Source organism: Sphingomonas sp. AC522, assembly GCF_979258125.1.
The window spans coordinates 3,289,723-3,316,374 of record NZ_OZ409836.1 but is presented as its reverse complement, the minus strand read 5'-3'; the positions used below and the strand labels follow the sequence as shown (position 1 = coordinate 3,316,374).

The window sequence follows — 26,652 nt, the reverse complement described above, 5'->3', positions numbered from 1 at the left end:
CCGCTATTTCTGCGGCCCGGCGAACTTCACCAGCGCCTGCATCAGCCCGGCGAAGCGCATGTCTTCCACAGGCGCATTGGTGTCGTTCCAGCTTGCGGCGGCGGCATACCAGGCGCCGTCGCTGCCCTGGAGCAGCAGCGTCAAATTGATCACGCCGGGCTCCGATCCGCCCTTGAAGCCGACCCAGCCATATTGCGCCTTATCGACCGCAAGCCCGGGATTCTTGGACAACACCGCGCGTGCGTCCTTGCCCGTTTCGCCTTCGCTATTCCGGCGCAGCCAATTCATCACCCGGATCAGATCGGCGGGCGAGAAAAACCATTCGAGCGTGTCGATGCGGCTCGGCAGGCGGGGGATGCCAGCCATCTTGAGGAGCGGTGCCATGTCCGTCGAGGCGACTTCGCCTGCCAGCATCTTGCGCTGCGCCTTGTCGTCGAGCGCGTTGTATTTGTCGGCTAGCGCGCCTTCCTGAAGCCATTTGAGCTTGAACGCTTCGAGCGTCGACAGATAGGGGATGTTGCGCGGATCGGGCTTGACCCCGATCGTCTTGAGCATCGCCTCGACCTTTTCGCGACCGAGCGTGTGTAGCAGGATATCGGTTGCGCTGTTGTCGCTGATCGAGATCATCTGGGTGGCGAGTTCGCGCAGCGACACCTGAGTGCCGGCGGGCTTGAACGTATAGCCGCCGCCGGGCAGCGGGCCGCCGTCTAGCGTTACCATATCGTCCCATTTGCGCTCGCCCTTGTTGGTCGCGCGGACGAGTTCGGCAAGGATCACCAGCTTGAATGCCGATCCGACTGCCAGCGGCTTGTCGGCATTGTGCGAGAGCGTCAGCGTGGGGGCGCCATCGCCCAGCTTGGCAAAAGCATAGCCGGTGGCGCCGGGCAGCTTAGCGATCGCGGCCTGGACGTCAGCAAGCGATCGCTCGCCGGCCTCCACGCCCTTGAAGCCCAGCCCAGTCACCTGATGGGGCTCGGCGGGATCGACTACGAGCAGGAAGTTGGCCGTCGCTTTGTCACCTCGAATGCGGACATGACCGGAATAGGGCGTGTCGAGCGTCATGCCGGCTATTGCGAGCGGCTTGCCGATCACTGCGCCCATCTGGGCATTGGCCGCCAGGAACTTCTCCTTGGGAACCGAGCTCTGAAAACCGGGGCTGAAATAAGTCTCGTAATTGCCGGTGCCCGCCAGAATCGCGAGCAGCTCCTGCGCGCGCGTTTCGAAGGCCGGGGCGGCCTGGACTGCGCCGGTTTGCACAACCGCGGCCTGCGCGGGCGGAGTCTGCGCCATGGCCGGCGCGGCGAGAGCAAGAGCGGAGACGGCAAGGATCAGGCGGCGCATCAGTACCTCGTCTACGGATGTAATCAACAAGTCGGGCATTACGCGGCGCGGCGCGCCCGGCAAGCGCGCCGGTCGCACCCTAGTCGCAGAAAATCATGATACCAAGATTTTCCTCGGGAGCCGATTGCCTTTCGGGGCGCAACCGCAATCTTACGCGTCGATTGCGTCTTCCTCGAGCCGTGCGGCATTTTCCTGGATGAAGGCGAAGCGGTGCGCCGGGTTGGTTCCCATCAGCCGATCGACCAGGTCCTTGACCCCCATCCGCTCCTCATATTCCTGGGGCAGCGTGATGCGCAGGAGTCCGCGCGTCGCGGGGTCCATCGTCGTTTCCTTGAGCTGGTTGGGGTTCATCTCGCCCAGCCCCTTGAAGCGGCTCACTTCGACCTTCTTGCCCTTGAACTCGGTCGCCTCGAGCTCGGCGCGGTGGGCGTCGTCACGGGCGTAGAGGCTCTTCGCACCCACCGTGAGCCGGTAGAGCGGCGGTTGGGCGAGATAGAGATGCCCGCGGCGGACCAGCTCGGGCATTTCCTGGAAGAAGAAGGTCATCAGCAGCGTGGCGATATGCGCGCCGTCGACATCGGCATCGGTCATGATGATGATGCGCTCGTAGCGCAGGTTGTCGGGCAGGCAGTCCTTGCGCGTGCCGCAGCCCATTGCGAGGACGAGGTCGGCGATTTCGGTGTTGGCGCCGATCTTGGCCGCGGTTGCGGAGGCGACGTTGAGGATCTTGCCGCGGATCGGCAGGATCGCCTGCGTCTTGCGGTCGCGCGCCTGCTTGGCCGAGCCGCCCGCGCTGTCGCCTTCGACGATGAACAATTCGGTGCCGGCGGGATCGTCGGCCGAGCAGTCGGTGAGCTTGCCGGGCAGGCGAAGCTTGCGTGCGCTGGTGGCGGTCTTGCGCTTGACCTCGCGTTCCTGCTTGCGGCGCAGGCGGTCGTCCATCCGCTCGAGCACATAGCCGAGCAGCGCCTTGCCGCGGTCCATATTGTCAGCGAGGAAATGGTCGAAATGGTCGCGCACCGCCTTCTCGACGAGCCCCGCGGCCTCGGGCGAAGTCAGCCGGTCCTTGGTCTGCGACTGGAATTGCGGATCGCGGATGAAGACCGAGAGCATCAGCTCACTGCCGGTCATCACGTCGTCGGCAGTGATGTCCTTGGCCTTCTTGTTGCCGACCAGCTCGCCGAACGCGCGGATGCCGCGGGTGAGCGCAGTGCGCAGACCCTGCTCGTGCGTGCCGCCGTCGGGGGTGGGAATGGTGTTGCAATACCAGCTGTAAGACCCGTCGCTCCACAGCGGCCAGGCGACCGCCCATTCGACGCGGCCCTGCTGCTCGCCGGGAAAGTCCTGCGACCCCGAGAAGAAATCCGCGGTGGCGCATTCGCGGCCGGCGATCTGTTCCTTGAGGTGATCGGCAAGGCCGCCGGGGAACTGGAAGGTCGCCTCGGGCGGGGTTTCGTCGCTGGTGAGCGAGGGATCGCATTTCCAGCGGATCTCGACGCCGGCGAACAGATAGGCCTTGGACCGCGCCAATTTGTATAGCCGCGCGGGCTTGAAGTGCATTTCGGGGCCGAAGATCTCGGGATCGGGGGTGAATGCCACGCTGGTGCCGCGCCGATTGGGCGTGCCGCCGAGATGCTCGAGTGCCCCGAGCGTTTGCCCCTGCGAGAAGCGTTGGCGATAGAGCTGCTTGTCGCGCGCGACTTCGACGACGGTGTCGATCGACAGCGCATTGACCACGCTGGCGCCGACGCCGTGCAACCCGCCCGAGGTCGCATAGGCCTTGCCGCTGAACTTGCCGCCCGAGTGGAGCGTCGAGAGGATCACCTCCAGCGCGGACTTGTCGGGGAATTTGGGATGCGGATCGACCGGCATGCCGCGGCCATTGTCGGTGATCGTCAGCCGGTTGCCGACATCGAGCGTGATTTCGATCCGTGTCGCATAGCCGGCAACTGCCTCGTCCATGGCATTGTCGAGGATCTCGGCGGCGAGATGGTGCATTGCGCGCTCGTCGGTGCCGCCGACATACATGCCGGGACGACGGCGGACGGGCTCCAGCCCCTCCAGCACTTCGATCGACGATGCGTCATAGGCGCCGGGCACGGCGTTGGGGGAAGCAAACAGGTCTTCAGCCATGCCAGCGGTATGGTTCAGCCGATTCCGCGACGCAAGGCAGGCGCGGCACCCGATTGTGGATGCTTCGGTTGGGAGGACAAGTTTAGGAAGTTTAGGCTTTCACGGGCCTTCTCGCGAAGCTGCGCGACTTCGCGCAGATCGTGGAGAATGCTGCCGATGCTGCGTGCATTTGCCGGCAAGGGCGCTGTCACGCCCGACCAATTGCTCTGATCGACATGAATCATCTCGGTACCTCCTGACGCAGATATATGGCGGCGGAGGCGAGGCGGCAAGAACAAAAAGAGAACAGTGTGCCTTCCGACTGAACGGCGGCGGCGAGGTCAGTGATTGCACATCGCCAATTGGTTCCCTGCAAAAACGCGCATGTTGCCTTGCGGCAACAGGCCGACGCAATCGTAACTTAGGTTTGGACCCGATCGTGCCACCGCTTCGTATCTGCCGCGCCGGCCCCACGGCAAAGGGAGAAATCAATGCGTATCCTCATGTTCAGTGCCGCCACCCTGCTCGCGACCGCCGCCCCGGCCTTCGCGCAGGACGATGGCTTCACCGGAGTCTATGTCGGTGGCACCTTCGGCTATTCGGTGCAGAACAACGATGTCGGCGAGACGATCGTATTCGACCGCGACCTGAACGGCACCTTTGGCGACACCGTGGTCACTGCGGCGGCAGGCGCTCCCAACGCGTTCTCGCCGGGCTTCTGCAACGGTCGCGCATATAGCAACGCGCCTGCCGGCCAGTGTGAGAACGACCGCGATAATGTCGAATATTCGGCTCGGATCGGCTTCGACCAGCAATATCCCGGCGGCATGGTGCTCGGTGTGGTCCTGGATGCCGGCAAATCGCGCATCCGCGACAGCGTTAGCGCCTACAGCACGACGCCGGCCAGCTATAGCATGACCCGCAAGATCGACTGGACCGCGGGCCTGCGCCTGCGTGCCGGCTATGCAGCGGGCAACAACACATTGTTCTACGCAACCGGCGGCGCCACCTACGCCAAGGTGGAGCACAGCTTCCGCACCACCAACACACTCAATGCATTCGACGGGCGCGGCAAGGACGATGCCTGGGGCTTTACCGCAGGCGGCGGTGTCGAGCAGAAGCTCGCAAGCAACATCTCAATGAGCCTCGAATATCTCTACACGCGCTATAAGGACGATGAGTATGTCGTCCGCGCAACGCGTGGCACTTCGCCGGCGAACAACCCGTTCGTTCTGTCGGGCGCAGGCGGCACCGATTTCCGCCGCAGCGACGAGAAGTTCGACTATCATGGCATTCGCACGGCGCTGTCCTTCCGCTTCTAAGCGGAAGCCCCAGACCGACCAGACAGAAAAAGGGCCGGCGGATCACTCCGCCGGCCCCTTTCATTTGCTCAGCGAACGCGCGGGCCGCCAAAGGGCAGCGGCGGCGGCGGGCGGCGGTCGCGGCGCGGAAGCTGTGCCTGATAGGCGTGGCCGCAATGCGTTACGCAATAGGGGAAGCCTGGGTTCACCTTGTCGCCACAAAAGTGGAAATCGGGCTCGCCGGGATGGCCGAGCGGCCATTTGCAGATGCGATCGTTGAGCTCGAGCAAGCTCGTCTTTCCCGCGATCGCGTCGCTCGGCTTGGCCGGGACCAGGCGGCGCGGCGGGGCGGGGGTGCTCGGAGCAGACTGTTCGCCGGGGTTCTGGCGGAGGAAGCCGCCGGGGCCGACCGAGCGGAGCACGGGGCCGTCGGCAGCCTTGGGTGCCGAGGACAACTCGCCGGTCGCCGTGGGCGTCGAAGTGACCGCTGCGCGCGCCGCGGGCTCGGGCGGCGGTGCGGCGGCGGGCGGCGGAGCGGCAACAGGAGCAGGCTTGGGCGCGGCAGGTGCAGCCTTTGCCGCGGCCTTTGCTTCGTTGGGCTTGACCGGCGAGGGGCGCGCGGGAAGGCCCAGGCGGTGCGCCTTGCCGATCACGGCATTACGGCTCACCGCGCCCAGTTCCTCGGCGATCTGCGTGGCGGTCAGCCCCGAATCCCACATCTTCTTCAGCGATTCGATTCGCTCGTCGGTCCAGCTCACAAGTATTCCTTCGTCTTGCGGGTCCAGCGGGCAGCGAGTAGGCGAACTCGCGATGCCCAGCCAGCCTGAATTCGGTCAAAACCTTCCCGAGCCCGGCGTTCCGGTGATCCGCAACGTGAATTGGGGAGGTCTTCGTACGCTCTATATCAAGGAGGTGCGCCGATTCTTCAAGGTGCAGCTCCAGACTGTGTGGGCGCCGGCGGTCACGACGCTCATGTTCCTGGTGATTTTCTCGGTCGCTTTGGGCGGCGGCGGGCGGACAGTGAGCCTGCAGGGACGCGAGATTCACTTCCCCGATTTCATCGCGCCCGGGCTGATCATGATGGGCATGCTCAACAATGCCTTCGCAAATTCCAGTTTCTCGCTGCTGGTCGGCAAGATCCAAGGCACGATCGTCGATTATCTGATGCCGCCGCTTTCGACTGCGGAGCTGCTGGCCGCGATGGTCGGCGGGGCAGTGACGCGCGCCTTTTGCGTGGGCGCCACCGTCTGGCTCGCAATGGCTTTGTGGCCGGGCGTCACCGTCATGCCGCATCACCTATGGGCGATCTTGTGGTTCGGCCTGCTCGGCTCGGTGTTCCTGTCGCTGATGGGCGTGATGACGTCGATCTGGGCGGAGAAGTTCGATCATGCAGCCGCGGTGACCAATTTCGTCGTCGGGCCACTGACCCTGCTCTCGGGCACCTTCTATTCGGTCGAACGGCTGTCGCCGCTGTTCCAGACGGTCAGCCACCTGAACCCGTTCTTCTACATCATCTCGGGGTTCCGCTACGGCTTTCTCGGCGTCGCGGACTCGCCGATCGCGCTCGGCAGCGCCGTGATCCTCGGGCTCGATGTGGTGCTTGGTTTCGCCTGCTACGCGCTCCTGCGCAGCGGCTGGAAGATCAAGAGCTGAGGCACCTGCGGCCTCGCAACGGCGCTTCCACACAAATCCAGACATGATTGCATATATTCTTGCATTGGAAGGGCATGTGCGAAATCCTTGGCATATCCGCTGAGCCGGGGAAGATCATGCGTATCGTCGATAATATCGTATTTGCCCGGGCCGTTGTTGCTGCGGCCCTTTCAGGCCCGGCTTTGCTCTTCGCTCCGCCGGCGCAGGCGGGTCCCGTTGCCACCACGATACGGTCGATCTGCATGGCCTGGATCGCCGGGGCTCCCGCAAACAGCCTGGCCGACGCCGCGACCCGCGCGGGGCTCACGCCGAAATGGGTCCGGAACAACCTCGAATCGATCACCTTGCCGGACAAGGCAATGTTCGGCTTGCCCTCCTTCGTTCGGCTGCAGGGCGATCGCCTTGGCTGCGCTTTCGACGGCTCCTACACCAACGCGCGCGTGCTCGCCGCTGTGCTGCAGGATATCGAAACGCTATCCTCTCCAGGGCCGGCGGGTCCCGTCCGCTTCACCAAGGCTTCGGACAAGATCGCAGACGATGAGCGCACCATCGTCTTCGCTTCGCCTAGCATGGAAATCACCGTCATCGATTCGCCGGATGCCATGATGCGCACGGTCTCTCCCGGCGCGCGCAATTTCGAGGTACGCGTCCGCTCGAAACGTCCGGCGGTCAAGGTCGCCGGACCGCCTGCGGTCGGGCCAAAGGGGTCCACGCATATGGATGATCAGGGGTGCGCCTATAAGCCCGGCAGCGGTCGCTTCGAGATCGTCGGTGTGCGCCAGAAATACACGCCAGAGGGCGATTATGACGGTCCCCGCATGGTGCTGCGCGACGGACAACTGATCGGCACCGAGCAAGCGGGCTATACCTTCGCCGAAGGGCGCAAATGGTATTCTTCCAGTGCGCCGATCACCTTCAAGGGCCGCCGCTACGTCAAGGCGGACAAGAGTTTCTCGACGGCCAAGGTGCTCTCGCCAAACGACCTGACGCTTGTGGGTGAGTTCGACACGGTTCCGTTGGCGCAGGAGCGCGTGATGCCCGGCCAGCCGCCGCTCCCGCCTGAGGCGGCGTCGGTCCTGTGGGTGCTCTATCCGCGCCTGCGCTGCGAATTCCAGCCCTACGTTCCGGCACGCTGATCGGCCATCGGCCGGCGGGCATGCCGCAGGTGCAACCCCTGGCAAATGATCGGCCTAGGGCGCGGTGTTGCGCTCACCTTCACCACTCCGTAAAAGCGCATCTCGGCGGCCCCGATGGCCGCTTTTTTCGTTTGAGGAGACCAGACGTGACCATCACCCCGCTCATGCCCGTTTACCCGCGTTGCGCGGTGCGGCCGGTGCGAGGCGAGGGCGTCTATCTTTATGGCGAGCAGGGCGAGCAGTATCTCGATTTCGCCGCCGGCATCGCAGTCAATGCGCTGGGCCATGGCCACCCGCATCTGACCAAAGTCCTGCAGGACCAGGTCGCGACGCTGATGCACGTCTCGAACCTCTATGGTAGCCCGCAGGGCGAAGCGCTGGCGCAGCGGATCATCGACGTCAGCTTCGCCGACACGGTGTTCTTCACCAACAGCGGCGTCGAGGCGATCGAATGCGCGATCAAGACCGCGCGGCGCTATCATTATGTAAACGGCAACCCGCAGCGCCACAAACTGATCACCTTCAAGAACGCCTTTCACGGGCGCTCGATCGGCGCGATCTCGGCGACCGATCAGGCCAAGATGCGCGACGGCTTCGAACCGCTGCTGCCGGGCTTCGATTATGTGAAGTTCAACGATCTCGAAGGCGCGCTGGCCGCGATCGACGACGAGACCGCGGGCTTCCTGGTCGAGACCGTGCAGGGCGAGGGCGGGATGACCGCGGGCACGCCGGAGTTCATCCAGGGACTGCGCAAGGCGTGCGACGAGCATGGCCTCTTGCTGATCCTCGACGAGATCCAGTGCGGATACGGGCGCACCGGCAAGATGTGGGCCTATGAGCATTACGGCATCGAGCCCGACATCATGACCGTGGCCAAGGGCATCGGCGCGGGCTTCCCACTCGGTGCCTGCCTCGCGACCGAAGAGGCCGCGAAGGGCATGGTGATCGGCACCCATGGCTCCACGTACGGGGGCAATCCGCTGGCGATGGCGGCGGGGCAGGCGGTGCTCGACGTGATGCTTGAGGAAGGCTTCCTCGAAAACGTCGTCAAGATGGGCGACCGGCTGCGCCAGGCGTTCGAGCAGATGATCCCCAACCACGATCACTTGTTCGAAGAGATTCGCGGCAAGGGGCTGATGCTCGGGATCAAATTGAAGGAGCCCGCAGTCGCGCGCGATTTCGTGGCGCATCTGCGCGACAATCACGGGCTGTTGACGGTCGCGGCGGGGGAGAATGTGTTTCGCGTGTTGCCGCCGCTGGTGATCAACGAGGATCACATCGCCGAGTGCATCGAGCGGCTGAGCGCCGGCGCGCGGGCCTTCGCGCCGCCCAGCGATGATTGAGGTGCGCCACTTCCTCGACCTGTCCGACGCCGGCGCCGATGCAGTCGCCGCGATGCTGGCCGATGCGATCGACCGCAAGGCCGCGCGCGCCGGTTTCTCCAAGGGCAAGCCCGATAGCGACGCGCCGCTCGCGGGCCACGTCCTCGCGATGGTGTTCGAAAAGAACTCCACGCGCACCCGCGTCTCGTTCGACATGGCGATCCGCCAGCTTGGCGGCACGTCGATCGTGATGGACGCAGGATCGATGCAGCTCGGCCGAGGCGAGAGCATCGCCGATACCGCGCGCATCCTTTCGGGCTATGTCGACGCGATCATGATCCGCACCGACGATCACCAAAAGGTTGTCGACATGGCGCAATATGCCAGCGTGCCGGTGATCAACGGCCTCACCGACGCCTCGCACCCCTGCCAGATCATGGCGGACCTGCTGACGATCATCGAAAGCGGCCGCGCGCTGCCCGGCCTCAAGGTTGCGTGGCTCGGCGACGGCAACAACGTCCTCGCCTCGATCATGGAGGCCGGCGGACTGATGCAGTTCGACGTGGTCGCCGCCTGCCCACAGGGCTTCCAGCCGAGCGACGCGGATGTCGCCCGCGGCAAGGGCCGTGCGCGCGTCGTCGGCAGCGCGAAGGAAGCGGTCGAAGGCGCGGACGTCGTCGTCACCGATACCTGGATTTCGATGGGCCAGGGGCATGCCGAGACCAAGCTCGCGGCGATGATGCCCTTCCAGGTCGACGAAGCGCTGATGGCGGCGGCCAAGCCGGGGGCGGCTTTCCTCCACTGCCTGCCCGCGCATCGCGGCGAGGAAGTGGTGGATGCCGTGATCGACGGTCCGCAGTCCCTGATCTGGCAGGAGGCCGAGAACCGGCTGCATGCGCAGAAATCGGTGCTGCGCTGGTGCTTCGGGCAGATTTGAGCGGAAGATGACGGTCATTTGGGGAATTGCTTTGATGTTCCTCGGCCTGACCGTGCTGATATTCGTAGCACCGGCCATATTGCCCCAGAGCCGGGAGATTTACGGACCCGAACTGGCGATGCTGATTGCTGCCGGAAACGCGCTTGGGCTGTTTAGGGCCGGCAGAAGCGCGCGCAACACTGCCGAGCGGATCGGACTCTGGGCGGTCGCGGCCGGGACTGCCGCCGCATTGCTGGCCACCAGTCTCGATTACTGGTTCGATGCGATCTGGCCGATGGGGAGCGCCGTCACCGGCATATTGGATCAGATGGACAGCTTCATGCGGGTGGCGCACTGCTTGGCGTGGGCGATGCTAGCGGGCATCGGTGGCGGCTGGCTACTATGGCTGGCCGGTCGCATGTCGAGCCCCCAGGCCAGAAGCTGAGTTGCTTTCGGCACCTTGCGACCCCATTTCGCCGCTGCAATGGAAAATCAGAACACTCCCTCCACCGAACTCGATCGCACCCTCGGCTTCACTCTTCCCGATCGCCACGCCCGCGGCCGCATCACGCGGCTGGGGCCGGTGCTCGACGAGATCCTGTCGGCGCATGCCTATCCCGATCCGATCGAGCGGCTGCTTGCCGAGGCGCTGACGCTTACCGCTTTGCTGGGCGCGACGCTCAAGCAGGCCGGTGGCCAGATGACGCTGCAGGCGCAGACCCAGGGCGGCATCGTCAAGCTGCTGGTGTGCGACTACAAGAATGGCGAGCTACGCGGCTATGTGCAGTTCGATGCCGAGCGGCTGGCGCAGCTGGGCAAGAACCCCTCGGTCTACGCCCTGTTCAACAAGGGCCATCTCGCGATCACTTTCGATCAGGAGACGACTAAGGAGCGCTATCAGGGCATCGTGCCGCTGGATGGGGATACGATCGGCCAGGCGGCGGAGAGCTATTTCCTGCAGTCCGAGCAGATCCCCAGCCTGGTGCGCATCGGTCTCGGCCGCGATGCAGCGGGCAAGCGCATCGCCGGCGGCATCTTCCTCCAGCATCTTCCCGAGGGCGAAGTTGGCCGCGAGCGGCTGCACACCCGGCTTGATCATCCCGAATGGGAGCATGTCGAGGCGCTGGCATCAACCATGGGCGCGGATGAGCTGGCCGATCCGGCAATCCCGCTCGAGACCCTGGTCTGGCGCCTGTTCAACGAGGAATCCGAAGTCCGCATCCTGCCGGGTGTCGAGCTTTCGCGCGGATGCCGCTGCGGGCCGGATTATATCCTGCAAGTATTGTCCAAATTCCCCGAAGCCGAACGCGCCGAAATGGCTGACGAGAATGGCGTGATCTCAGTCGATTGCGCGTTCTGCTCGAAGCAATTCCCGCTCCGGGCCGCCGATTTCGTTTCGCGACCGTTGTAATTCGCGGCGCGTAGCGCATATCCACTGGCAACAGGATGAGCGCGATTCGCCGAAAGGTGCGCGTGGATTGCCCGGGGGCGGGGAGTTGGAAAGTGAGTCCAAGGCATGTTCTGCGTTCGGCCATAGCCGCTGCTCTGCTCATCTTCGGGAGCGGCGCCGCAACTGCGCAACGCGCCGAGCCGTTGACCGCGCTGCGCGCAATCGAGCGCGGCCAGTGGCAGCTCAAGGACGCGACCGGCCACATCCGCAAGCTCTGCCTCACGAAGCCCGCGGCGTTGCTCCAGATCCAGCATGGCGCGACCCAGTGCCAGCAATTCGTGATGGAAAACACGCCACGCTCGGTGACCGTGCGCTACACCTGCGCCGGTCACGGTCATGGTCGCACGACGCTGACGGTCGAGAGCGGCAAGCTGCTCAGCCTCGACACTCAGGGCGTCTCGGACGGCTCGCCCTTCGCGGATCAATATGAAGGCCGCCTGCTAGGGGCATGCTGAACTTCACGCTTTCTTCATATAGCGTGCGCTACCGTGATGGTCGCTCCTTCCGGAGCTTCCTCTCTGGCAAGGGTTTTCCCTGAACCTGGGCCGCCTTCGGGCGGCCCATTTTGATTCCGGCAGAATCCGGCTAGGCGAACCCGCATGACTCAAAGCGTTGCGATCGTACTGGTTTCCGGCGGGCTCGATTCGATGGTGAGCGCCGCGCGCGCCAAGGAAGACGGGCACCGCGTGCTCGCGCTGTCGATCGACTATAATCAGCGCCACCAGGTCGAGCTGGCCGCGGCGCGGCGAATCGCGGCGGCGCTGGGCGCCGAGCGTCACGTCGTGATGCCGCTCGATTTGCGCGCGTTCGGCGGATCGGCACTCACCGACGATATCGATGTGCCGAAGGGCGGTGTTGGTGACGACATCCCAGTGACCTATGTGCCCGCGCGCAACACCATCTTCCTCAGCCTCGCTTTGGGCTGGGCAGAGGCCGCGGGCGCTCGCGACATCTATATCGGCGTCAATGCACTCGATTATTCCGGCTATCCCGATTGCCGCCCCGAATTCATCCAGGCGTTCGAGGCGATGGCCGAGCTGGGCACCAAGGCCGGGGTCGAGGGCAAGCCCTTCCGCATCCAGGCGCCGCTCCAGCATATGAGCAAGGCCGATATCGCCCGCGAAGCAGCGCGGCTGGGGCTCGACGCGGGAATGAGTTGGTCGTGCTACGATCCCGCGCCCGGCAGCCTGCATTGCGGGCTGTGCGACAGTTGCCGGCTGCGCGCGCGCGGTTTCGAAGAAGCCGGACTGCCCGATCCGACGCGCTACGCCGCCAAACCATGAGTTATGCGGTCAAGGAGATGTTCCTCACGCTGCAGGGCGAGGGGGTGAATGCCGGTGCGCGCGCAGTGTTCGTGCGGTTCGCCGGGTGCAATTTATGGTCGGGCCGCGAGCAGGACCGCGCCGCGGCGGTGTGTACCTTTTGCGATACCGATTTCGTCGGCACCGACGGCCCGGGCGGAGGCAAGTTCGCGGATGCGAATGTGCTGGCAGACGCTGTCGGAGGCTATTGGGGCAGCGGGGCCGAGCGCCGTTTCGTCGTGCTTACCGGCGGCGAGCCGATGCTCCAGGTCGATGACGCACTGGTCGACGCGCTGCACGCCCGCGGCTTCCGCATCGCCATCGAAAGCAACGGCACGCTGCCCGCGCATCGCGGGATCGACTGGGTGTGCATCAGCCCCAAGGCGGGAAGCCAGATCGTCCAGCGTTCGGGCGACGAACTCAAGCTGGTCTGGCCGCAGCCCGGCACCGACCTCGACGCGATCGAAGGCTGGGATTTCGCCCATTTCCTGATCCAGCCGATGGACGACGCCCGTGGCCAGGCCAATGTGGATGCCGCGCTGGCGTTGGCGATGGCGCGGCCCCGCTGGCGGCTCTCGCTCCAGACACACAAGCTGCTGGGCTTGCGCTAGGTCAGTTCAGCCCAGCGGCCCGCACTTCTTCGCGTCATAGGCATTTTTCTTCCAGCACTTGTTGTCGCCGAAGGGCGGCAGCCTGCCGCTGACGGAGAAGAGCTGGCGGAACGCGATCGGGCGATATTGCTCGCCCCAGGCGAGCAGGCTCTGGCGCAGCTCGCGCATGCGGCTTTCAGCCAGATCGCCGAACTTGCCGGGGCGCGTGAACAGCGCGTCGCGGCCGATCGAGCCCGCGGTCTGGCAGAAGGACAGCTGGCCGCCTACGGTCGAGAAACCCGAATAGACCCGCGTGCCGAACTTATCGAGCTCGGTCTGGCCGGCCTTCTTGTTCGCCGCGGTCCGCACGAAATATTTCTCGAGCACCGCATAGGAATCGCGCAGCTCGGTCGAATGATCCTTGAGCGTGGCATTGTAATAATCGAGCGTCAGCAGTGTCGGTTCGAACTGGCATTGCAGCGCCGCGACGTTGAGCGCGGCGCGCAGGTTCCACACCAGGGCTGCGCGCAGCTCGCCCGGGGTCGCGCCGGGAAGCGCGGGGCCGACCATGCCCGGCTCTGCGCCGGTCACGGGTGCGCCCGCCAGGCTGGCCGGCTTGAAAAAGAATTGCGCCGAAGCGGGCGCTGCAGCGAACAGGCCGGTTCCAGCGGCCAACGCGAATACGATACGCGGAACGAGCATCTTGCCCTCTACTTTTGATGAACGGGCACGAGTACGGGTTTTCGAGTCGCGGCCCAAGCCCCTTTTTTCGGGACAGGCGCTCGGCACCCGTAAATGCGGTGAGCCGACTGCACCGGCCGGGGCGGCAAGCGGACAAAAGAAAAGGGCCGCCCGGTTGCCCGGGCGGCCCTTTGTCCAACTCACGCTTGCGCGTGATTACATGGCGTTGCCAGTGGTGTTGGTGGTCGTCGAGGTGTTCGTGGTCGACATCGTGTCGCCCATGTTGCCCATCGGCGCGCCGGCGTCGATGTTCGAGGTCGTGACCATCGTGTCGGTCGCGGCGTTCTCGACCGGAACGACTTCGGTGGTGTTCGTGACGTTGGTGGTCTCGTTGCTGGTGCAAGCCGAGGCCAGGAGGGCCGCGCTGGCGATCACGATCGTGGAAATGACTGCACGCATTAGAATAGCTCCCTAGATAATGGATTTGGAAAGACGGATACGCCCAATAACCCAAACCGGAGTGGGTATTAGACGTTTCGTGTTCCCGCCTCAAGACACGAAATTGTCTTATCGAGCGAGAGTGCGTCCAAAAAGGGCAAAAAAGTGGCTGAAAGTGCCGCGTCGAACCGCTCAGGCGTGACCTCCAGCCCGAGGGCGGCAGCGCTGGTAACCGGATATTCGGCGATCCCGCAGGGCACGATTCCGCCAAAATGCGTCAAGTCGGGGTTCAGGTTCACGGCGAAACCATGGAGCGTCACCCATTGGCGGATGCGCACGCCGATGGCACCGATCTTGGCTTCCTGGCCGGATCGGTCGAGCGTCCAGATGCCGATGCGGCCGGCTGCGCGGAACGCGTCGATGCCGATCTCGCCCAAAGCGGCAATCACCCAGCCTTCGAGCGAATGGACATAGCAGCGCACGTCGCGCTTCCGCGCCCGCAGGTCCATCACGACATAGCCGATGCGCTGGCCAGGGCCGTGATAGGTGTATCGCCCGCCGCGCCCGGTCTTGTGCACGGGGAAGCGCGCGTCGAGCAATTCGGCGGGGTCGCTGGCGCTGGTGCCGGCGGTGTAAACCGGAGGATGCTCGAGCAGCCAGACGAGATCGCGCGCCTGATGCGCGGTGACCGCGGCAGCACGCGCCTCCATTTCGGCAAGCGCTTGGCCATAATCGATCGGCGCGGGCTCGACCCGCCATTCCACGTCCGCAGTCATCGCCGCGCGATTGCGCCCCTCGGCGCGATTACGCAAGCATTGGCAAGGGATTGCCCGGCGGCTAACACGGCAAGAGTGAAGGGGACGACGCGGCAATGGTGAAGATGGGCACCGTCTGGGACCGGACGGCCGAATTTTTGAGCGACAATATAGCTGCGATCCTGCCGATCGCGCTGCTGGCGTTCTTCGTCCCCGCTTCGATCGAAGGCAATTTCCAGGCCGCGATGGAAGGCGCGAACGCCGGGCTGATCCTGACGCTGCAACTCGTCCAGCTCGCCTTCGGGCTGCTTTCGATCTGGGGTACGCTGGCGATCACCGCGATGGCGCTCGACATGGCCGACAGCAACGGCGCCGGAAAGCTTGCGGTCAAGCGGTTGCCCGCGGCGCTCGCCGTAACGATTGTCTGCCTCGCCGTCTGCCTCGTCCTCCTGCTGCCGATCCCGATCGTGCTTGGTGCGAACGGAGTCGATATGATGGCGATCGCGCAGCGCCGCGATTTCGAGCTTGGCCCGGGTCTCGCAAGCTTCGTCGCCATTTACGCCATTCTGTTCGTCGCATTCTTCCTCTGGGCAATGGCGCGGCTGATCGTGATCACGCCGGTAATCGTCCGCGAGGGGCGCTGGCTGAGCACGCTCAGCCAGTCTTTCAAGCTGACGCGCGGGATGACGTGGCGCGTCATCGGCGTGATCCTGCTCTTCATGCTCGTCTCCTGGGTATCGATCCTCGCGGCAAAGACCGTGTTCGGCAGCGTCTTCGCGTTGATCGCGGGCGGTGACAGCGCCGGCGTCAGCCTGGCCGGTGTGTTGACGTCGATCGTTGTCGCCGCGGTCCAGACGGGCTTTACCATGCTCATCCCGGCTTTCACGGCCAAGCTCTATCTGGCGCTGACCGCCGCGATGGGATTGCGCGAGGGCGTGGTCATCGCATGAGACTTTCGATTTCCGGCGTATTCGCCGACGCCGGGGCGATGTGGCGCAGCGACCGGCAGATATTGAGCGCGCTCGCGGGCGTGTTCTTCGTGCTGCCGATCCTCGGCATCCTGCTGCTGATGGCGCAGGGCGGGCTGCCGACCGATCCGGACCCGGCCAAGCTCAACGAGACCGTCCGCCAGTTCTACAGCGACAATCTGCTGTCGTTCCTGCTCGCCAATCTGTTCATCGATTTCGGCACCTTTGCGGTGTTCATGCTGTTCCTGCGCCCTGGGCAGCGGACGCTGGGGGAGGCGCTGGCGCTCACCTTGCGCCAGCTGCTGCCGTTGATCGCAGTCGATTTGATCGGCTCGGTCCTGTTCGGCCTTGGCGCGTCGCTTTTCCTGCTGCCAGGGCTGTTGATATTCGGGAAAACATGGCTTGCGGTGCCGGCGCTGGTCGCCGCCCCCGAACAGGGCATTCTCGGCGCATTCCGCCAGGGCTGGCAGCGCAGCGACGGTGTCCGCTGGCTGGTGCTGCTCGGCGCCGTCGCGGCGACGCTCCTCGCCGCATTGTTCGTGATCCTGCTCGGCAGCGTGCTCTTGGGGCTCGCCAGCGCGATGGCCGGCGATAATCAGATCCTGGAAGCGGCGGGCTATGTGCTGATCGCCGTCATCGGCGGACTGGCCTGGATCACGCTCGCGCTGGTGCGCGTCTCGGCCTATCGGCGGACCGAACCGAGCAGCGGGATCTGAGGCGCAGTCTCGGGCGGAAGCAGCCCGAGCAGGCGCGGATCGGGAAAGGTCTCCAGCGTCCGCTTGGTCGGCACGAAGCCATGCCGGCAATAAAAGCCCAGCGCTGCGGGATGATCGAGGGTGCAGGTGTGCACCCACAGCCGCTGGACCTCCTTCCGCCACGCCAGCGCCAAAGTGTGCGCCATCAGCCAATTGCCGTGCCCCCGGCCGGTCAATTCCGGGACCAGCCCGAAATAGGCCAGCCCGCACATCGCCTCGGTCCGGAAATCGAGCTCGACCATGCCGATCTCGACGCCGGCGCGATCCACTGCAGCATAGACATGGATTTGCGGATCATCGAGAATCGCGCGCAGCCGCTCCTCGTCCATCGCCAGCCGCGAATACCATAGCCACGGCCCGCCGACGCGGCGAAACAATGCGCGATAGCGGTCGCTATCGGGCGTTTCCCAGCGGACCAGCCGGAAGGGCGAGGCGGGCAGGGGCCTGGGCCGCGGCCGCTCGACCATTTCGAGCGCCGTGACCACCGTGGCGAGATGGTCGCCGGGGACCGGCGTCAGTCCCACGCAGCCATCGGCGGCAGGCTCATCAGAATCGCATCGACATTGCCGCCGGTCTTGAGCCCGAACAAAGTCCCCCGGTCATAGATCAGGTTGAACTCGGCATAGCGCCCGCGCCACTCGAGCTGGCGCTGCTTGTCGGCCGCGGTGAACGCCATCCCCATCCGCCGCCGGACCAGCGCCGGGAAAATCTCGAGAAAGGCCCGGCCGACATCCTGGGTGAAGGCGAAATCCGCGTCCCAGTCATTCTCCAGATGATCGTAGAAGATCCCGCCGACGCCGCGATGCACCTTGCGGTGCGGGATGTAGAAATAATCGTCGGCCCATTGCTTGAAGCGCGGATAATGCGCCGAATCATGGCGGTCGCAGGCGGCCTTGAGAACCGAATGGAACTCGGCAGTGTCCGCTTCATACGGAATTGGAGGGTTGAGGTCCGCACCCCCGCCGAACCAGCGTTTGGTGGTGCACAGGAAGCGCGTGTTCATATGCACTGCGGGCACATGCGGATTCGCCATATGCGCGACCAGGCTGATGCCGGTCGCGAAGAATTCGGGGTTCTCTGCGGCGCCATGGATGGTCTTGGCGAAATCGCCCTCGAATGCGCCGCCGACGGTCGAGACGTTGACCCCGACCTTCTCGAAGACCTCGCCCTTCATCACCCCGCGCACCCCGCCGCCGCCGGGGGCGCCCGAGGGATCGGTGCGGTCCCACGAGGCATATTCGAAACGCGCATCCGATCCCGTCTCGGACTCTATGCGCTCGAACTCCGCGCAGATCTGGTCCCGCAAGCTCTCGAACCAGGTGCGCGCGGTTTGCTGTTGGGTGTCGAGCGGTTTCATGGCCGTGTCCCTATCCGCACCGGGGCGGACAAGTCGAGCGGGCAGAATGTCTCACTAAAATTCCCTTCCCTTCCGGGGAGGCGAGTGTTTAGCCCTCCGGCCAGCCATCGGTCTGCCGCAGCGCTTCCGCGAGCGCGATGCCCGCCGACACGCCAAGGTTGAGCGAACGCACCTCCGGCCTCAGCGGGATTCGCACCACCAGATCGGCGCAAAGGTGGACATAATCCGGCGCGCCGGCGCTTTCGGATCCGAAAAGTAGGGTGTCCCCAGCGTCGAAGCCTGCCTGGGGCAACAGCGTATCCCCCTTGGTGCTGAACAGCACCAGCCGCCTCGGTACCTGCGCCGCGAACGCATTCCAATCCGCATGGCGCGCGATCTCGACATGATCCTCATAGTCCATCGCCGATCGCTTGCGGCGCTTGTCGCTCCACGGAAAGCCCATCGGCTCGATCAGGTCGACCGCCGCCCCAAGGCACGCGGCGAGCCGCAGGACGGCACCGACATTGCCGGCGATCTCGGGCTGGAACAGGGCGATGCGCATGGTGCGCGCTTAGCGCTCTCCACAGCCGGCGAACAAGCCCGTCAAAATGCTGTTGGCAAACGCGCATCCCCGCGTCTATCAGCGCCCCAAGCCACCGGGGGCAACCGGGCGGCTCTACGTCCGTATCCCGCGCGTTCGCCGCGGGCAGTTTTGAAGTGCAAGGGCTGAAGCATGGCAACGCAAGATGGTGTTTCCCCGACCCAGACGGTGGTCCCGCCCGGCGACGTGATCGAGAATCCGCGCCGCCGCGATTACCTGACCTATGCCGCGGCCTCGGTCGCCGCCGTGGGCGCTGGCGTCGTGGTGCTGCCGCTGGTCAATTCGATGAACCCCTCGGCCGACGTGCTCGCGCTTTCGAGCACCGAGATCGATTTGTCGGCGATCGAGCCGGGCCAGGCGATCAAGACGAGCTTCCGCAAGCAGCCCTTGTTCGTTCGCAATTTGACGCCTGCCGAGATCTCACAGGCCGATGCCGTGCCGATTTCCAGCCTGCGCGACCCGCAGTCGCTCGCCGACCGCACGAAGGAAGGCAAGCAGAACTGGCTGATCACGCTCGGGGTGTGCACCCATCTCGGCTGCGTGCCGCTGGGCGCGGGCGAGGGCGAAAATCGCGGACCGTTCGGCGGATATTTCTGCCCGTGCCACGGCTCGGCATACGATACTGCGGGCCGCATCCGTCAGGGTCCGGCGCCGACGAACCTGATGGTTCCCGAATATGAATTCACGTCCGACACTGTCGTCGTGGTCGGTTGAGGATAGCAGCCAATGAGCTTCCCCTGGGCAAAGCATTACGAGCCGAAGAACCCGCTGATGCGGTATCTCGACGAGAAGCTGCCGCTTCCGCGCTTCGTCTATAACGCTGTCGGCGCCGGCTATCCGGTCCCGCGCAATCTCAATTATTTCTGGAACTTCGGCGTCCTCGCCGGGGTCGCGCTGATGGTGCAGATCATCACCGGCATCGTGCTGGCGATGCACTTCCACTCCTCGGCCGCCAGCGCATTCAATTCGGTCAATGTCGGCATCATGCGCGACGTCAACGCCGGCTGGTTCCTGCGTTTCGCGCACGCCAACGGCGCCTCGATGTTCCTCACCGTGATCTACATCCACATGTTCCGCGGGCTCTATTACGGATCGTACAAGGCGCCGCGCGAGATGGTGTGGCTGCTTGGCGTGACGATCTTCCTGCTGACCATGGCAACCGCGTTCATGGGCTATGTGCTTCCCTGGGGTCAGATGAGCTTCTGGGGTGCGCAGGTCATCACCGGCTTCTTCTCGGCGATCCCGGTGGTCGGCGATTGGGTCCGCATCTGGCTGCTCGGCGGCTATGCGCCGGACGATGCCGCGCTGAACCGCTTCTTTTCGCTCCATTATCTGCTGCCGTTCGTGATCCTGGGTGCAGTCATCCTGCACATCTGGGCGCTGCACATCCCCGGTTCGGGCAACCCGACCGGCGTGGAAGTGAAGGGCGAGCAGGATACCGTGCCGTTCCATCCGTATTATACGGCGAAGGACGGCTTCGGGGTCGGCGTGTTCATGATCGTCTTCTCGATCTTCATTTTCTTCCTGCCGGATTATCTGGGCCACCCCGATAACTATATCCCGGCGAACCCGCTCTCGACGCCGGCGCACATCGTTCCCGAATGGTATTTCTGGCCGTTCTACGCGATTCTCCGCGCCTTCACCGCGGACTTCATCATCCCGGCCAAGCTGTGGGGCGTGGTGGCGATGTTCGGGTCGATCCTGATCCTGTTCTTCCTGCCCTGGCTCGATAAGTCGCCGGTGCGCTCGGGCAATTTCCGCCCGATGTATCGCATCGCCTTCTGGGTGCTGGTGCTCGACGTGCTGATCCTCGGCTATTGCGGCGGCTCGGCGGCAACGCCCTGGGTCGTGATCACCAGCCAGATCGCCTCCGCTTATTATTTCGCGCACTTCCTGATCATCGTGCCGATCATCTCGCGCCTCGAGCGTCCCAAGCCGCTGCCCAACTCGATCACCGAGGCGGTGCTGGGCGACAAGGGTGGTTCGCGGATGACCGAAACGGCGCTGAGCGCGTAAGGGGAATTAGGACCAATGTTTCCGCTCTTCATCCGTTCGCTCAAATTCCTCATCGGGGGCGCGTTCGTCTTCGTGCTCGGCCTCGCGCTGTTTGGCACGGTCAAGACGATGATCACCGAGCCTGAGGCGGAGACCGCCGAGCATGCGATGCACAAGCATCCCAAGAAGCTCGATCTCGCCTCGGACGGAATCACCGGCAAGTTCGACAATGCGCAGCTCCAGCGTGGCTTCCAGGTTTACAAGGAAGTCTGCGCGACCTGCCACTCGCTCAACATGGTCTCGTTCCGCGAACTCCATCAGCTCGGCTACACCGAGGCCGAAGTGAAGAAGATCGCCAAGGACTGGGGCACCAAGCATCCGCAGTTCGACGAGAAGGGCGGCACCTGGGGCGAGCGCGACAATCTGCCTTCGGATCGCATCCCCAAGGTCTATTATGCCGGCACCGGCAGCCCGCCCGATTTGAGCCTGATGGCCAAGGCGCGGCATGATGGCGGGGCGTATCTCTATTCGCTGCTGACCGGCTATGGCGAAAAGCCGTCGGCGGAAGCGGTCAAGCACTTCCCCGACTATGCCAAGCCGCCCGAGGGCATGTTCTTCAATCCCTATTTCGCCAACCTCAACATCTCGATGCCGCCGCCGCTGACCAGCGAAGGACAGGTGACGTATGTCGACGGCACCCGCGCATCGGTCGATCAGATGGCCAAGGACGTCTCGGCGTTCCTCGTCTGGACTGCCGAGCCCCATGCGCAGACCCGCAAGATGGCCGGCTTCGCAGTGATCGGCTTCCTGATCTTCGCGACGATCCTGGCCTATGGCGCGTATCTGACCGTTTGGCGCGGCGTGAAGCACTGAGCTTCGGCTGAGGACTCAAACAGAAAAGGCCGGGGGAGACCCCGGCCTTTTTGATTCTAGATCCTCCCCGGAACGGGGAGGGGGACCAGGAAGCTGGTGGAGGGGGCGTGCCGCGGGCGATCCGCTAGTGGCGTGCCCCCTCCGTCAGCCTGCGGCTGCCACCTCCCCGTTCCGGGGGGGGTCGCTCAGCCCGGCCGCCGCCCGATCAGCCCGAGCGAAATAAAGCTCAGCACCGCCACGTCGTCCTGGTTGAAGGTCCGCATCTGGCTGCGCACGCTGCCCATTTCGGGGCGACTGCGCGAAGGGGTCACTTCCAGCACTTCGGTCTCGCAGCGCAGCACGTCGCCGGGATAGACCGGCTTGAGCCACCGCAATTCGTCGATTCCCGCCGCGCCCAAACTGGCTTGGGGGTTTGCCTTCATCTCGGCGACGAACATCGACATGGTCATCGCGCAGGTGTGCCAGCCGCTCGCGGCAAGCCGCTTGAAATGCGTCGCCGCCGCAGCCTCGTCGGACAAGTGAAATGGCTGCGGGTCATATTTGCCGGCGAAGTCGATGACCTCTTCGCGCGTGACTTCATAGCGGCCGAAGCTGCGCTTCATGCCGGGCTGGATATCGTCGAGATAGAGCATGGCTTCAGTTTCGGATGAAAACCGATGTTTGGCAAGGCCGCTCACCTGCGGGCGGTCAGCACCTTCACGAAGGTCGTGTCGGTTCCGTCCAGACCCGTCTTGGGCCCTAGCCCAAGCAAATGGCGCAGCAGCGGATAGACATCGACATTGTCGAACGCCGGCAGCTTCGCCGGGCGGAAGTCCGGGCCGTTGGCAATGAACAAGGCCGCCATTTCGGGCGATTCGGCATCATAGCCATGGGCACCGCCGACGCCCGGCTCCCTGGGCGCGCGATCGCCCACTTCCCAGCCCGGTTCAGCCAGGCACAGGATCGGCGGGATGCGCGGGTGCGTTCCATAATGGAAGCGCGCCGGGATCTCGCTTTTGCGCCAGCATTCGAAATGGGGATGCTTGCCCAGCAAAGCCTTTTCGACCTTGGCCTGCTTGCCCTCGGCCGGGAACAGGCTGGCATAGGGGCCGCCTTCGACCAGGCGGAAATCGTCCTTGGCAACATAATCGGTCAGCAAGGCGACGCGCTCGCTGCTCGTCTGCGCCATGCCATGATCGGCGACGATGACTAGATTGGCGGGCTGGTTCAGCTGCGCCAGCCCGGCCACCAGATCGCCGATGCGTCTATCGATCTCGGCAACCGCATCGGTCGTGCGCTGGTCATCGGGGCCGTATTCATGGCCGATCGTGTCAACCAAGTCGAAATAGGTAGTGACGAAGCGGGGGCGGATCGCCGCTGGACGGCGCATCCAGTCGAGCACGCCATTGACCCGCTGCTCGTCGCTGATCATCTGGTTGAACTGCGCCCAGTCCGAAGGCCGCGTGCCGCCGGTGATCTTATACGGCCATTGCTGCGCCTTGGTGCCGCCCACGGGCACGTTGGAGCCGGGCCAGAACATCGTCGCGGTGCGGATGCCCGCTTTCTCCGCGTCCACCCATATCGGATCGGCCTGGTTCCACCAGAACGGATCGTCGGTCGCCATGGTGAAGACTTCCTTGGGGCGGGCGGCATCCTCCATCTTGTTGGCGACGATGCCGTTGCGGTCGGGGCGCAGGCCGGTGACGATCGTCCAGTGATTGGGGAAGGTCTTGCTCGGAAAGCTCGGCCGCATCGCTGCACTCGCGCCCTTCGCGGCGAGCGCCGAGAGATTGGGAGTGACGCCGCGCTCGAGATAATCGGGCCGAAAGCCGTCGATCGAGATCAGGATAGTGACCGGCGGCCCGGCCTCCGTTGCCACGGTTTGCGCGGCGGCGGTGGCGGCCGCGCCTGGCTGAAGGAAAGCGGCGAGCACCGCGGCGAGAGTGAAAATTGAGCGCATGGCCAGACTTGTGGCACCGCTTTGTTGCGCGCGAAAGTCTCCTAATCGCCAAGCGAAAGCCGTGCGAACAGCGTGCCGCTCACCGGCGCGCGGCCGTAAAAGCCATCCAGTGCGCGGGGCTTGGCATAAGCGGCAACGCTCCCCCCCAAAGCGAGCTGCACCGCGTCGCCCAGCGGCACGCGATAGGCATAGCCCCCCTCGAACCGCGTAACGCGAAACTTGCGATCGTGCAGCGGATGCGCGTGATCCGGAAACAGCTCGTCATTCGCGACATTCTCGATTCGCCCGAACAGGCTGTGATGCTTTGACAGGTCCCAATTCGCCTCGCCGACCCAGGCCGTCAGCGTATCGCCCGGCACGCGGTCCTTTGCCGCGAAGGCAAGCATCGCCGAAAAGCCGCCCCGCGCATAATGCACGCTCGCGGTGGTCCGCCTTTCGTCCTCGCCGGCATGCTGCGCCTCGGGCTCCTTCAGCCTGCCATGGCTGAGCTGCACCGCCCAGTTCGGTGATGGCGTGAAGGTCGCACGCACGCTCCAGCTGTCGAGCTTCGGGGCATCGAGATTCCAGCGCTCCTCGTCCGGCTCGCGGCCCTTGAACGCGGAGCCTTCGAGCTGGAAAGTCCGGTTGCGCACGCCTGCGGTCACCACGCCATAAGTGATGTGCGTGCTGTCGAACCAATGGTGCGAGATCGGCGACAGCGCCAGATAGCGCGCTGAGCGGCGGTGCATGAAGGCGCTGGGACCGAGCGCAGGCTCGGCGACGGGGCCGCCGTACAGGGAGAGGCTGGTGCCCGGCGCGACATCCAATTCGGCGCGGGCCGAGAGCTCCATGAACAAGTCATGCGGATGCTGCCGATCGACCAGCGGCCGGCCATGCGCAGTCTCGCCGCTCGCAAACAGGTTGGGATAGCCCCGCTGGCCCATTGCCGGCTCGAGGCTGCCCATCGCGCGGAACTCCACCCGGCCGCCCTCCAGTTCGCGGCTGGCGCTCAGCATCGCCATCGACTGGACGAAGCTCATGTCCCCGCCGCGCGGTCCGCCCTGATCGGTGTGAACCAGATTGACCACCCCATGCGCCATCACCATCCAGTCTCCCGCGGTAAGATGCAGCCCGTGCATCGCGCCTTCGGCAGCGGGCAGCAGAGCCGTGCCCGAGCCCGGCGAAGCATTGGGCGCCTGTTCGGGTGCCTTCGCGCCCATATCGTGCATCGAATGATCCTGCGGGGCAGGCGCCGGCGTCGGCGAAGGCGCGGGAGCCGGCATCGGCACGCCATGCATCGAATGATCCTGCGCCGCGGCAATGCCGGGGGCGAGCAGGGCCAGAGCCGTCAAAGCCGCGCGCATCACATGCCCCCCATAGGGCGAACCAGCATCCACACCGCCATGCCGATCATGAACAAATTCTCGGTGAGCGAGACGAACCCCAAGGGCACATTGCTCGCGCCGCCCACGCAAGCGCACTTCAGTTCGCGCTTGTCCACATACACCGCCTTGAACACCGAAGCCGCGCCCACGCCGCCGATGAACAACGCCAGCGGGATCGACAGCCAGTCGAGCACCCCCGCGGCCATCAGCACCCCTGCCAGCCCCTCGGCAAAGGGATAGAGATAGGCATAGGGCACCCAACGGTTGCCAAGCAGATCGTAATTGAGAAACATGGTCGAGAAGCGCTCGACATCCTGCAGCTTGAGCATCGCCAGCACGATCATCCCGAAGCTCACGAACCATTCGGCGGCGCGCACCGTGAAGGGCGACCCCGTCACGGCATGGCTCGCCGCCATCGCCATCAGCGCGGTCATCCCCAGCACCGCGACGATCGGCGTGTAGCTGGTCGCGCCCTTTTCGGGGACGCGCTTGCCGAGGAAACGCCGCAGATCGTCGTTCCCGCCGATCCTCTTGCCGCCGATAAAGGTCTGCGGCGTCGTGGCGACCCCATGGTCGGCCTTGAACGCATCGGTCTCGGCGCGCGTCGTCAGCCAGTGATCGTCGACCGCATAGCCATGGCTCTCGAGCAGCCATTTGGATTTCACGCCATAAGGGCAGACATGCCCCGGCATGACCATGCGATAGAGCGCAGCGCGCTTGGATTCGTTCGCCATGCCGCGCTATATAGCCCCTGTACCATGGTACGGAGTCAAGCGATGTCGGGAATGACCATCGGAAAACTCGCCGCGGCGGGCGGCGTCGGTGTCGAGACGGTGCGCTATTATCAGCGCCGCGGGCTGCTCGAGGCGCCCGAGCGCGCGGCATTCTATGGCGGCGTCCGCCGCTATGGCGAAGTGGACGCGCGCCGGCTGCGCTTCATCCGCTCGGCCCAGGCGGCGGGGTTCACCCTCGATCAGATCGCCGAGTTGCTCGACCTGGACGCCCGCGACGATCGCGCCCAGGCCCGCAGCCTTGCCCGCGAGCGCATCGAGGCGCTCGACCAAAAGATCGCCGAACTCACCCGCGCCCGCGATTCGCTCCAGAAGCTCGCGCACGAATGCGGAAAGGGCGGGGCAGGGCCGTGCCCGATCCTCTCGGCGTTCGAGGGGTGATCAGCCCGGCAGATATTCCTTCGGGATCGGAAACGCCTCGGATTCCTGCATCCAGAAAATGTTGATCACCCACCAACGCTTGCCGTCGTTGAACAATTGGATGCTGTTGATGCCGCGGATCGAGGGCGGCAGGTCGGTGCTCTGCGATTTGCCGTCATAGGTCGAGAAAACGTGCGCGACATGGCCGTAGCGCTCGATCTTCCGCGCGATCTCGACTTCGTGGAAGCCGATGCGCTCCAGAAAAGCCCCGCTGGTGCGGACATAATCCTCCGGCGTCAGCGCCCGCACCCGCGCCACCTCGGCGCCCTTGGGCGTGCCCGTCGGCATCAGCTTGGCGCCGGGATAGAAAAGCGAGCGAAAGCGGTCCCAGTCGCGCTTCTGCCCGACATCGCCAGAGATCGAGCCGTACAGCGCCGCCAGGATGCCTTCGATCGAGGCGACGTCCTCGGCCTTGGGCGCGGGCAGGCCGGCAAACGGGTCTGCCACGGGTGCGGCGGCGGGCGCCTGTTGGGCACCGGCAGGAAGCGCGGAAAGGGCTAGTAACGCCGCTGCGGCGAGGGCACGAACTGCGAGACGGGGCATGCGGAACCTTTCGGTGTTAGTGTGCGACCACGCTAACACGCAAAATCCCGAGCGCCAGACCTTCGCGCTTG

30 protein-coding genes are annotated in these 26,652 nt (G+C 64.7%); 16 read left to right on the top strand and 14 right to left on the bottom strand.

Annotation, left to right across the window (positions count from 1 at the left end):
* Positions 1-3: 3 nt before the first annotated feature.
* Entirely contained in the window at positions 4-1,341 is a 1,338-nt protein-coding gene (locus ACZZZM_RS16580; RefSeq protein WP_463596178.1) for a serine hydrolase, read from the bottom strand.
* Between the two features lie 150 nt (positions 1,342-1,491).
* Positions 1,492-3,474, bottom strand: coding sequence for a DNA topoisomerase IV subunit B (gene parE / locus ACZZZM_RS16575; protein ID WP_463596177.1), 1,983 nt, complete (start codon positions 3,472-3,474; stop codon positions 1,492-1,494).
* A 470-nt stretch (positions 3,475-3,944) separates the two neighbouring features.
* Between parE and ACZZZM_RS16570 the strand changes: the two genes are divergently transcribed.
* A complete protein-coding gene (locus ACZZZM_RS16570) occupies positions 3,945-4,775 on the top strand; it encodes an outer membrane protein (protein WP_463596176.1) in 831 nt (276 codons plus the stop codon).
* Positions 4,776-4,843: 68 nt separating this feature from the next.
* Here ACZZZM_RS16570 and ACZZZM_RS16565 read toward each other — a convergent pair whose 3' ends face one another.
* The gene (locus ACZZZM_RS16565; RefSeq protein ID WP_463596175.1) at positions 4,844-5,512 is read right to left on the bottom strand and encodes a GcrA family cell cycle regulator; all 669 of its coding nucleotides are present in this window, start codon (positions 5,510-5,512) and stop codon (positions 4,844-4,846) included.
* 52 nt (positions 5,513-5,564) lie between these two features.
* On the opposite strand from ACZZZM_RS16565, the gene ACZZZM_RS16560 reads away from it, so the two are divergent.
* From ACZZZM_RS16560 to queE, 9 genes are all read left to right on the top strand, one after another.
* Positions 5,565-6,407 carry an ABC transporter permease gene (locus ACZZZM_RS16560; RefSeq protein ID WP_463596174.1) on the top strand — a complete coding sequence of 281 codons (843 nt, stop codon included), beginning with the start codon at positions 5,565-5,567 and terminating at the stop codon, positions 6,405-6,407.
* A gap of 116 nt (positions 6,408-6,523) precedes the next feature.
* Positions 6,524-7,543 (top strand): hypothetical protein, encoded by a 1,020-nt coding sequence (locus tag ACZZZM_RS16555; protein ID WP_463596173.1) that lies wholly within the window; start codon positions 6,524-6,526, stop codon positions 7,541-7,543.
* A gap of 146 nt (positions 7,544-7,689) precedes the next feature.
* Entirely contained in the window at positions 7,690-8,886 is a 1,197-nt protein-coding gene (locus ACZZZM_RS16550; protein WP_463596172.1) for an acetylornithine transaminase, read from the top strand.
* 1 nt (position 8,887) lies between these two features.
* Positions 8,888-9,802 (top strand): ornithine carbamoyltransferase, encoded by a 915-nt coding sequence (gene argF / locus ACZZZM_RS16545; RefSeq protein ID WP_463596472.1) that lies wholly within the window; start codon positions 8,888-8,890, stop codon positions 9,800-9,802.
* A gap of 7 nt (positions 9,803-9,809) precedes the next feature.
* Positions 9,810-10,226, top strand: a complete 417-nt coding sequence (locus tag ACZZZM_RS16540; protein ID WP_463596171.1) for a hypothetical protein — start codon at positions 9,810-9,812, stop codon at positions 10,224-10,226.
* Between the two features lie 39 nt (positions 10,227-10,265).
* Positions 10,266-11,192 carry an Hsp33 family molecular chaperone HslO gene (hslO, locus tag ACZZZM_RS16535; protein ID WP_463596170.1) on the top strand — a complete coding sequence of 309 codons (927 nt, stop codon included), beginning with the start codon at positions 10,266-10,268 and terminating at the stop codon, positions 11,190-11,192.
* Between the two features lie 182 nt (positions 11,193-11,374).
* Positions 11,375-11,686, top strand: a complete 312-nt coding sequence (locus ACZZZM_RS16530) for a DUF3617 domain-containing protein (RefSeq protein ID WP_463596169.1) — start codon at positions 11,375-11,377, stop codon at positions 11,684-11,686.
* Positions 11,687-11,830: 144 nt separating this feature from the next.
* Positions 11,831-12,514 carry a 7-cyano-7-deazaguanine synthase QueC gene (gene queC / locus ACZZZM_RS16525; protein WP_463596168.1) on the top strand — a complete coding sequence of 228 codons (684 nt, stop codon included), beginning with the start codon at positions 11,831-11,833 and terminating at the stop codon, positions 12,512-12,514.
* A complete protein-coding gene (queE, locus tag ACZZZM_RS16520) occupies positions 12,511-13,143 on the top strand; it encodes a 7-carboxy-7-deazaguanine synthase (RefSeq protein WP_463596167.1) in 633 nt (210 codons plus the stop codon). The genes queC and queE overlap by 4 nt, the downstream gene beginning before the upstream one ends.
* 6 nt (positions 13,144-13,149) lie before the next feature.
* Here the strand turns inward: queE and ACZZZM_RS16515 are convergent, their stop codons facing one another.
* The 3 genes from ACZZZM_RS16515 to lipB form a co-directional block, all read right to left on the bottom strand.
* Positions 13,150-13,824: a hypothetical protein gene (locus ACZZZM_RS16515; protein ID WP_463596166.1), complete on the bottom strand. Its 675-nt coding sequence runs from the start codon at positions 13,822-13,824 to the stop codon at positions 13,150-13,152.
* A gap of 195 nt (positions 13,825-14,019) precedes the next feature.
* The gene (locus ACZZZM_RS16510) at positions 14,020-14,262 is read right to left on the bottom strand and encodes a hypothetical protein (RefSeq protein ID WP_463596165.1); all 243 of its coding nucleotides are present in this window, start codon (positions 14,260-14,262) and stop codon (positions 14,020-14,022) included.
* Positions 14,263-14,330: 68 nt separating this feature from the next.
* The gene (lipB, locus tag ACZZZM_RS16505; RefSeq protein ID WP_463596471.1) at positions 14,331-15,017 is read right to left on the bottom strand and encodes a lipoyl(octanoyl) transferase LipB; all 687 of its coding nucleotides are present in this window, start codon (positions 15,015-15,017) and stop codon (positions 14,331-14,333) included.
* Between the two features lie 95 nt (positions 15,018-15,112).
* Here lipB and ACZZZM_RS16500 point away from each other — a divergent pair, with 95 nt between their 5' ends.
* Positions 15,113-15,946 carry a hypothetical protein gene (locus ACZZZM_RS16500; protein WP_463596164.1) on the top strand — a complete coding sequence of 278 codons (834 nt, stop codon included), beginning with the start codon at positions 15,113-15,115 and terminating at the stop codon, positions 15,944-15,946.
* Entirely contained in the window at positions 15,943-16,680 is a 738-nt protein-coding gene (locus ACZZZM_RS16495) for a hypothetical protein (RefSeq protein ID WP_463596163.1), read from the top strand. The genes ACZZZM_RS16500 and ACZZZM_RS16495 overlap by 4 nt, the downstream gene beginning before the upstream one ends.
* Here ACZZZM_RS16495 and ACZZZM_RS16490 read toward each other — a convergent pair.
* From ACZZZM_RS16490 to ACZZZM_RS16480, 3 genes are all read right to left on the bottom strand, one after another.
* A complete protein-coding gene (locus ACZZZM_RS16490; RefSeq protein ID WP_463596162.1) occupies positions 16,647-17,243 on the bottom strand; it encodes a GNAT family N-acetyltransferase in 597 nt (198 codons plus the stop codon). The genes ACZZZM_RS16495 and ACZZZM_RS16490 overlap by 34 nt on opposite strands.
* Positions 17,234-18,076 (bottom strand): oxygen-dependent coproporphyrinogen oxidase, encoded by an 843-nt coding sequence (gene hemF / locus ACZZZM_RS16485; RefSeq protein ID WP_463596161.1) that lies wholly within the window; start codon positions 18,074-18,076, stop codon positions 17,234-17,236. The genes ACZZZM_RS16490 and hemF overlap by 10 nt, the downstream gene beginning before the upstream one ends.
* Positions 18,077-18,164: 88 nt before the next feature.
* The gene (locus ACZZZM_RS16480; RefSeq protein WP_463596160.1) at positions 18,165-18,617 is read right to left on the bottom strand and encodes a tRNA (cytidine(34)-2'-O)-methyltransferase; all 453 of its coding nucleotides are present in this window, start codon (positions 18,615-18,617) and stop codon (positions 18,165-18,167) included.
* 171 nt (positions 18,618-18,788) lie between these two features.
* Between ACZZZM_RS16480 and petA the strand changes: the two genes are divergently transcribed.
* Genes petA through ACZZZM_RS16465 form a run of 3 tightly spaced genes read left to right on the top strand, consistent with a single transcriptional unit; the run spans position 18,789 to position 21,524 of the window.
* Positions 18,789-19,370, top strand: coding sequence for a ubiquinol-cytochrome c reductase iron-sulfur subunit (petA, locus tag ACZZZM_RS16475; RefSeq protein WP_463596159.1), 582 nt, complete (start codon positions 18,789-18,791; stop codon positions 19,368-19,370).
* Between the two features lie 12 nt (positions 19,371-19,382).
* Complete coding sequence (locus tag ACZZZM_RS16470) at positions 19,383-20,672, top strand: cytochrome b (RefSeq protein ID WP_463596158.1); 1,290 nt, start codon at positions 19,383-19,385, stop codon at positions 20,670-20,672.
* Between the two features lie 15 nt (positions 20,673-20,687).
* Positions 20,688-21,524, top strand: coding sequence for a cytochrome c1 (locus ACZZZM_RS16465; RefSeq protein WP_463596157.1), 837 nt, complete (start codon positions 20,688-20,690; stop codon positions 21,522-21,524).
* A gap of 185 nt (positions 21,525-21,709) precedes the next feature.
* On the opposite strand, the gene ACZZZM_RS16460 is transcribed toward ACZZZM_RS16465, so the two are convergent.
* From ACZZZM_RS16460 to ACZZZM_RS16445, 4 genes are read right to left on the bottom strand one after another with little or no spacing between them, the layout of a single operon-like run.
* Positions 21,710-22,156, bottom strand: a complete 447-nt coding sequence (locus ACZZZM_RS16460; RefSeq protein WP_463596156.1) for a MaoC family dehydratase — start codon at positions 22,154-22,156, stop codon at positions 21,710-21,712.
* 41 nt (positions 22,157-22,197) lie between these two features.
* Complete coding sequence (locus tag ACZZZM_RS16455) at positions 22,198-23,463, bottom strand: alkaline phosphatase family protein (RefSeq protein ID WP_463596155.1); 1,266 nt, start codon at positions 23,461-23,463, stop codon at positions 22,198-22,200.
* A gap of 41 nt (positions 23,464-23,504) precedes the next feature.
* A complete protein-coding gene (locus ACZZZM_RS16450) occupies positions 23,505-24,806 on the bottom strand; it encodes a hypothetical protein (protein ID WP_463596154.1) in 1,302 nt (433 codons plus the stop codon).
* On the bottom strand, positions 24,806-25,561 hold the full coding sequence (locus ACZZZM_RS16445; RefSeq protein ID WP_463596153.1) for a MauE/DoxX family redox-associated membrane protein: 756 nt from the start codon (positions 25,559-25,561) through the stop codon (positions 24,806-24,808). Before ACZZZM_RS16445 ends, ACZZZM_RS16450 begins: the two co-directional genes overlap by 1 nt.
* Positions 25,562-25,603: 42 nt before the next feature.
* Between ACZZZM_RS16445 and ACZZZM_RS16440 the strand changes: the two genes are divergently transcribed.
* Positions 25,604-25,999 (top strand): MerR family transcriptional regulator, encoded by a 396-nt coding sequence (locus ACZZZM_RS16440; protein ID WP_463596152.1) that lies wholly within the window; start codon positions 25,604-25,606, stop codon positions 25,997-25,999.
* Here ACZZZM_RS16440 and ACZZZM_RS16435 read toward each other — a convergent pair whose 3' ends face one another.
* Positions 26,000-26,581: a hypothetical protein gene (locus ACZZZM_RS16435; protein ID WP_463596151.1), complete on the bottom strand. Its 582-nt coding sequence runs from the start codon at positions 26,579-26,581 to the stop codon at positions 26,000-26,002.
* Positions 26,582-26,652 lie beyond the last annotated feature (71 nt).

Coding starts and splice junctions, on each gene's coding strand:
- ACZZZM_RS16580 (WP_463596178.1), bottom strand. CDS start 1,341: ATGCGCCGCCTGATCCTTGCCGTCTCCGCTCTTGCTCTCGCCGCGCCG.
- parE (WP_463596177.1), bottom strand. CDS start 3,474: ATGGCTGAAGACCTGTTTGCTTCCCCCAACGCCGTGCCCGGCGCCTAT.
- ACZZZM_RS16570 (WP_463596176.1), top strand. CDS start 3,945: ATGCGTATCCTCATGTTCAGTGCCGCCACCCTGCTCGCGACCGCCGCC.
- ACZZZM_RS16560 (WP_463596174.1), top strand. CDS start 5,565: ATGCCCAGCCAGCCTGAATTCGGTCAAAACCTTCCCGAGCCCGGCGTT.
- ACZZZM_RS16555 (WP_463596173.1), top strand. CDS start 6,524: ATGCGTATCGTCGATAATATCGTATTTGCCCGGGCCGTTGTTGCTGCG.
- ACZZZM_RS16540 (WP_463596171.1), top strand. CDS start 9,810: ATGACGGTCATTTGGGGAATTGCTTTGATGTTCCTCGGCCTGACCGTG.
- hslO (WP_463596170.1), top strand. CDS start 10,266: ATGGAAAATCAGAACACTCCCTCCACCGAACTCGATCGCACCCTCGGC.
- queC (WP_463596168.1), top strand. CDS start 11,831: ATGACTCAAAGCGTTGCGATCGTACTGGTTTCCGGCGGGCTCGATTCG.
- queE (WP_463596167.1), top strand. CDS start 12,511: ATGAGTTATGCGGTCAAGGAGATGTTCCTCACGCTGCAGGGCGAGGGG.
- ACZZZM_RS16515 (WP_463596166.1), bottom strand. CDS start 13,824: ATGCTCGTTCCGCGTATCGTATTCGCGTTGGCCGCTGGAACCGGCCTG.
- ACZZZM_RS16510 (WP_463596165.1), bottom strand. CDS start 14,262: ATGCGTGCAGTCATTTCCACGATCGTGATCGCCAGCGCGGCCCTCCTG.
- lipB (WP_463596471.1), bottom strand. CDS start 15,017: ATGACTGCGGACGTGGAATGGCGGGTCGAGCCCGCGCCGATCGATTAT.
- ACZZZM_RS16500 (WP_463596164.1), top strand. CDS start 15,113: ATGGTGAAGATGGGCACCGTCTGGGACCGGACGGCCGAATTTTTGAGC.
- ACZZZM_RS16495 (WP_463596163.1), top strand. CDS start 15,943: ATGAGACTTTCGATTTCCGGCGTATTCGCCGACGCCGGGGCGATGTGG.
- hemF (WP_463596161.1), bottom strand. CDS start 18,076: ATGAAACCGCTCGACACCCAACAGCAAACCGCGCGCACCTGGTTCGAG.
- ACZZZM_RS16480 (WP_463596160.1), bottom strand. CDS start 18,617: ATGCGCATCGCCCTGTTCCAGCCCGAGATCGCCGGCAATGTCGGTGCC.
- petA (WP_463596159.1), top strand. CDS start 18,789: ATGGCAACGCAAGATGGTGTTTCCCCGACCCAGACGGTGGTCCCGCCC.
- ACZZZM_RS16470 (WP_463596158.1), top strand. CDS start 19,383: ATGAGCTTCCCCTGGGCAAAGCATTACGAGCCGAAGAACCCGCTGATG.
- ACZZZM_RS16465 (WP_463596157.1), top strand. CDS start 20,688: ATGTTTCCGCTCTTCATCCGTTCGCTCAAATTCCTCATCGGGGGCGCG.
- ACZZZM_RS16460 (WP_463596156.1), bottom strand. CDS start 22,156: ATGCTCTATCTCGACGATATCCAGCCCGGCATGAAGCGCAGCTTCGGC.
- ACZZZM_RS16455 (WP_463596155.1), bottom strand. CDS start 23,463: ATGCGCTCAATTTTCACTCTCGCCGCGGTGCTCGCCGCTTTCCTTCAG.
- ACZZZM_RS16450 (WP_463596154.1), bottom strand. CDS start 24,806: ATGCGCGCGGCTTTGACGGCTCTGGCCCTGCTCGCCCCCGGCATTGCC.
- ACZZZM_RS16445 (WP_463596153.1), bottom strand. CDS start 25,561: ATGGCGAACGAATCCAAGCGCGCTGCGCTCTATCGCATGGTCATGCCG.
- ACZZZM_RS16440 (WP_463596152.1), top strand. CDS start 25,604: ATGTCGGGAATGACCATCGGAAAACTCGCCGCGGCGGGCGGCGTCGGT.
- ACZZZM_RS16435 (WP_463596151.1), bottom strand. CDS start 26,581: ATGCCCCGTCTCGCAGTTCGTGCCCTCGCCGCAGCGGCGTTACTAGCC.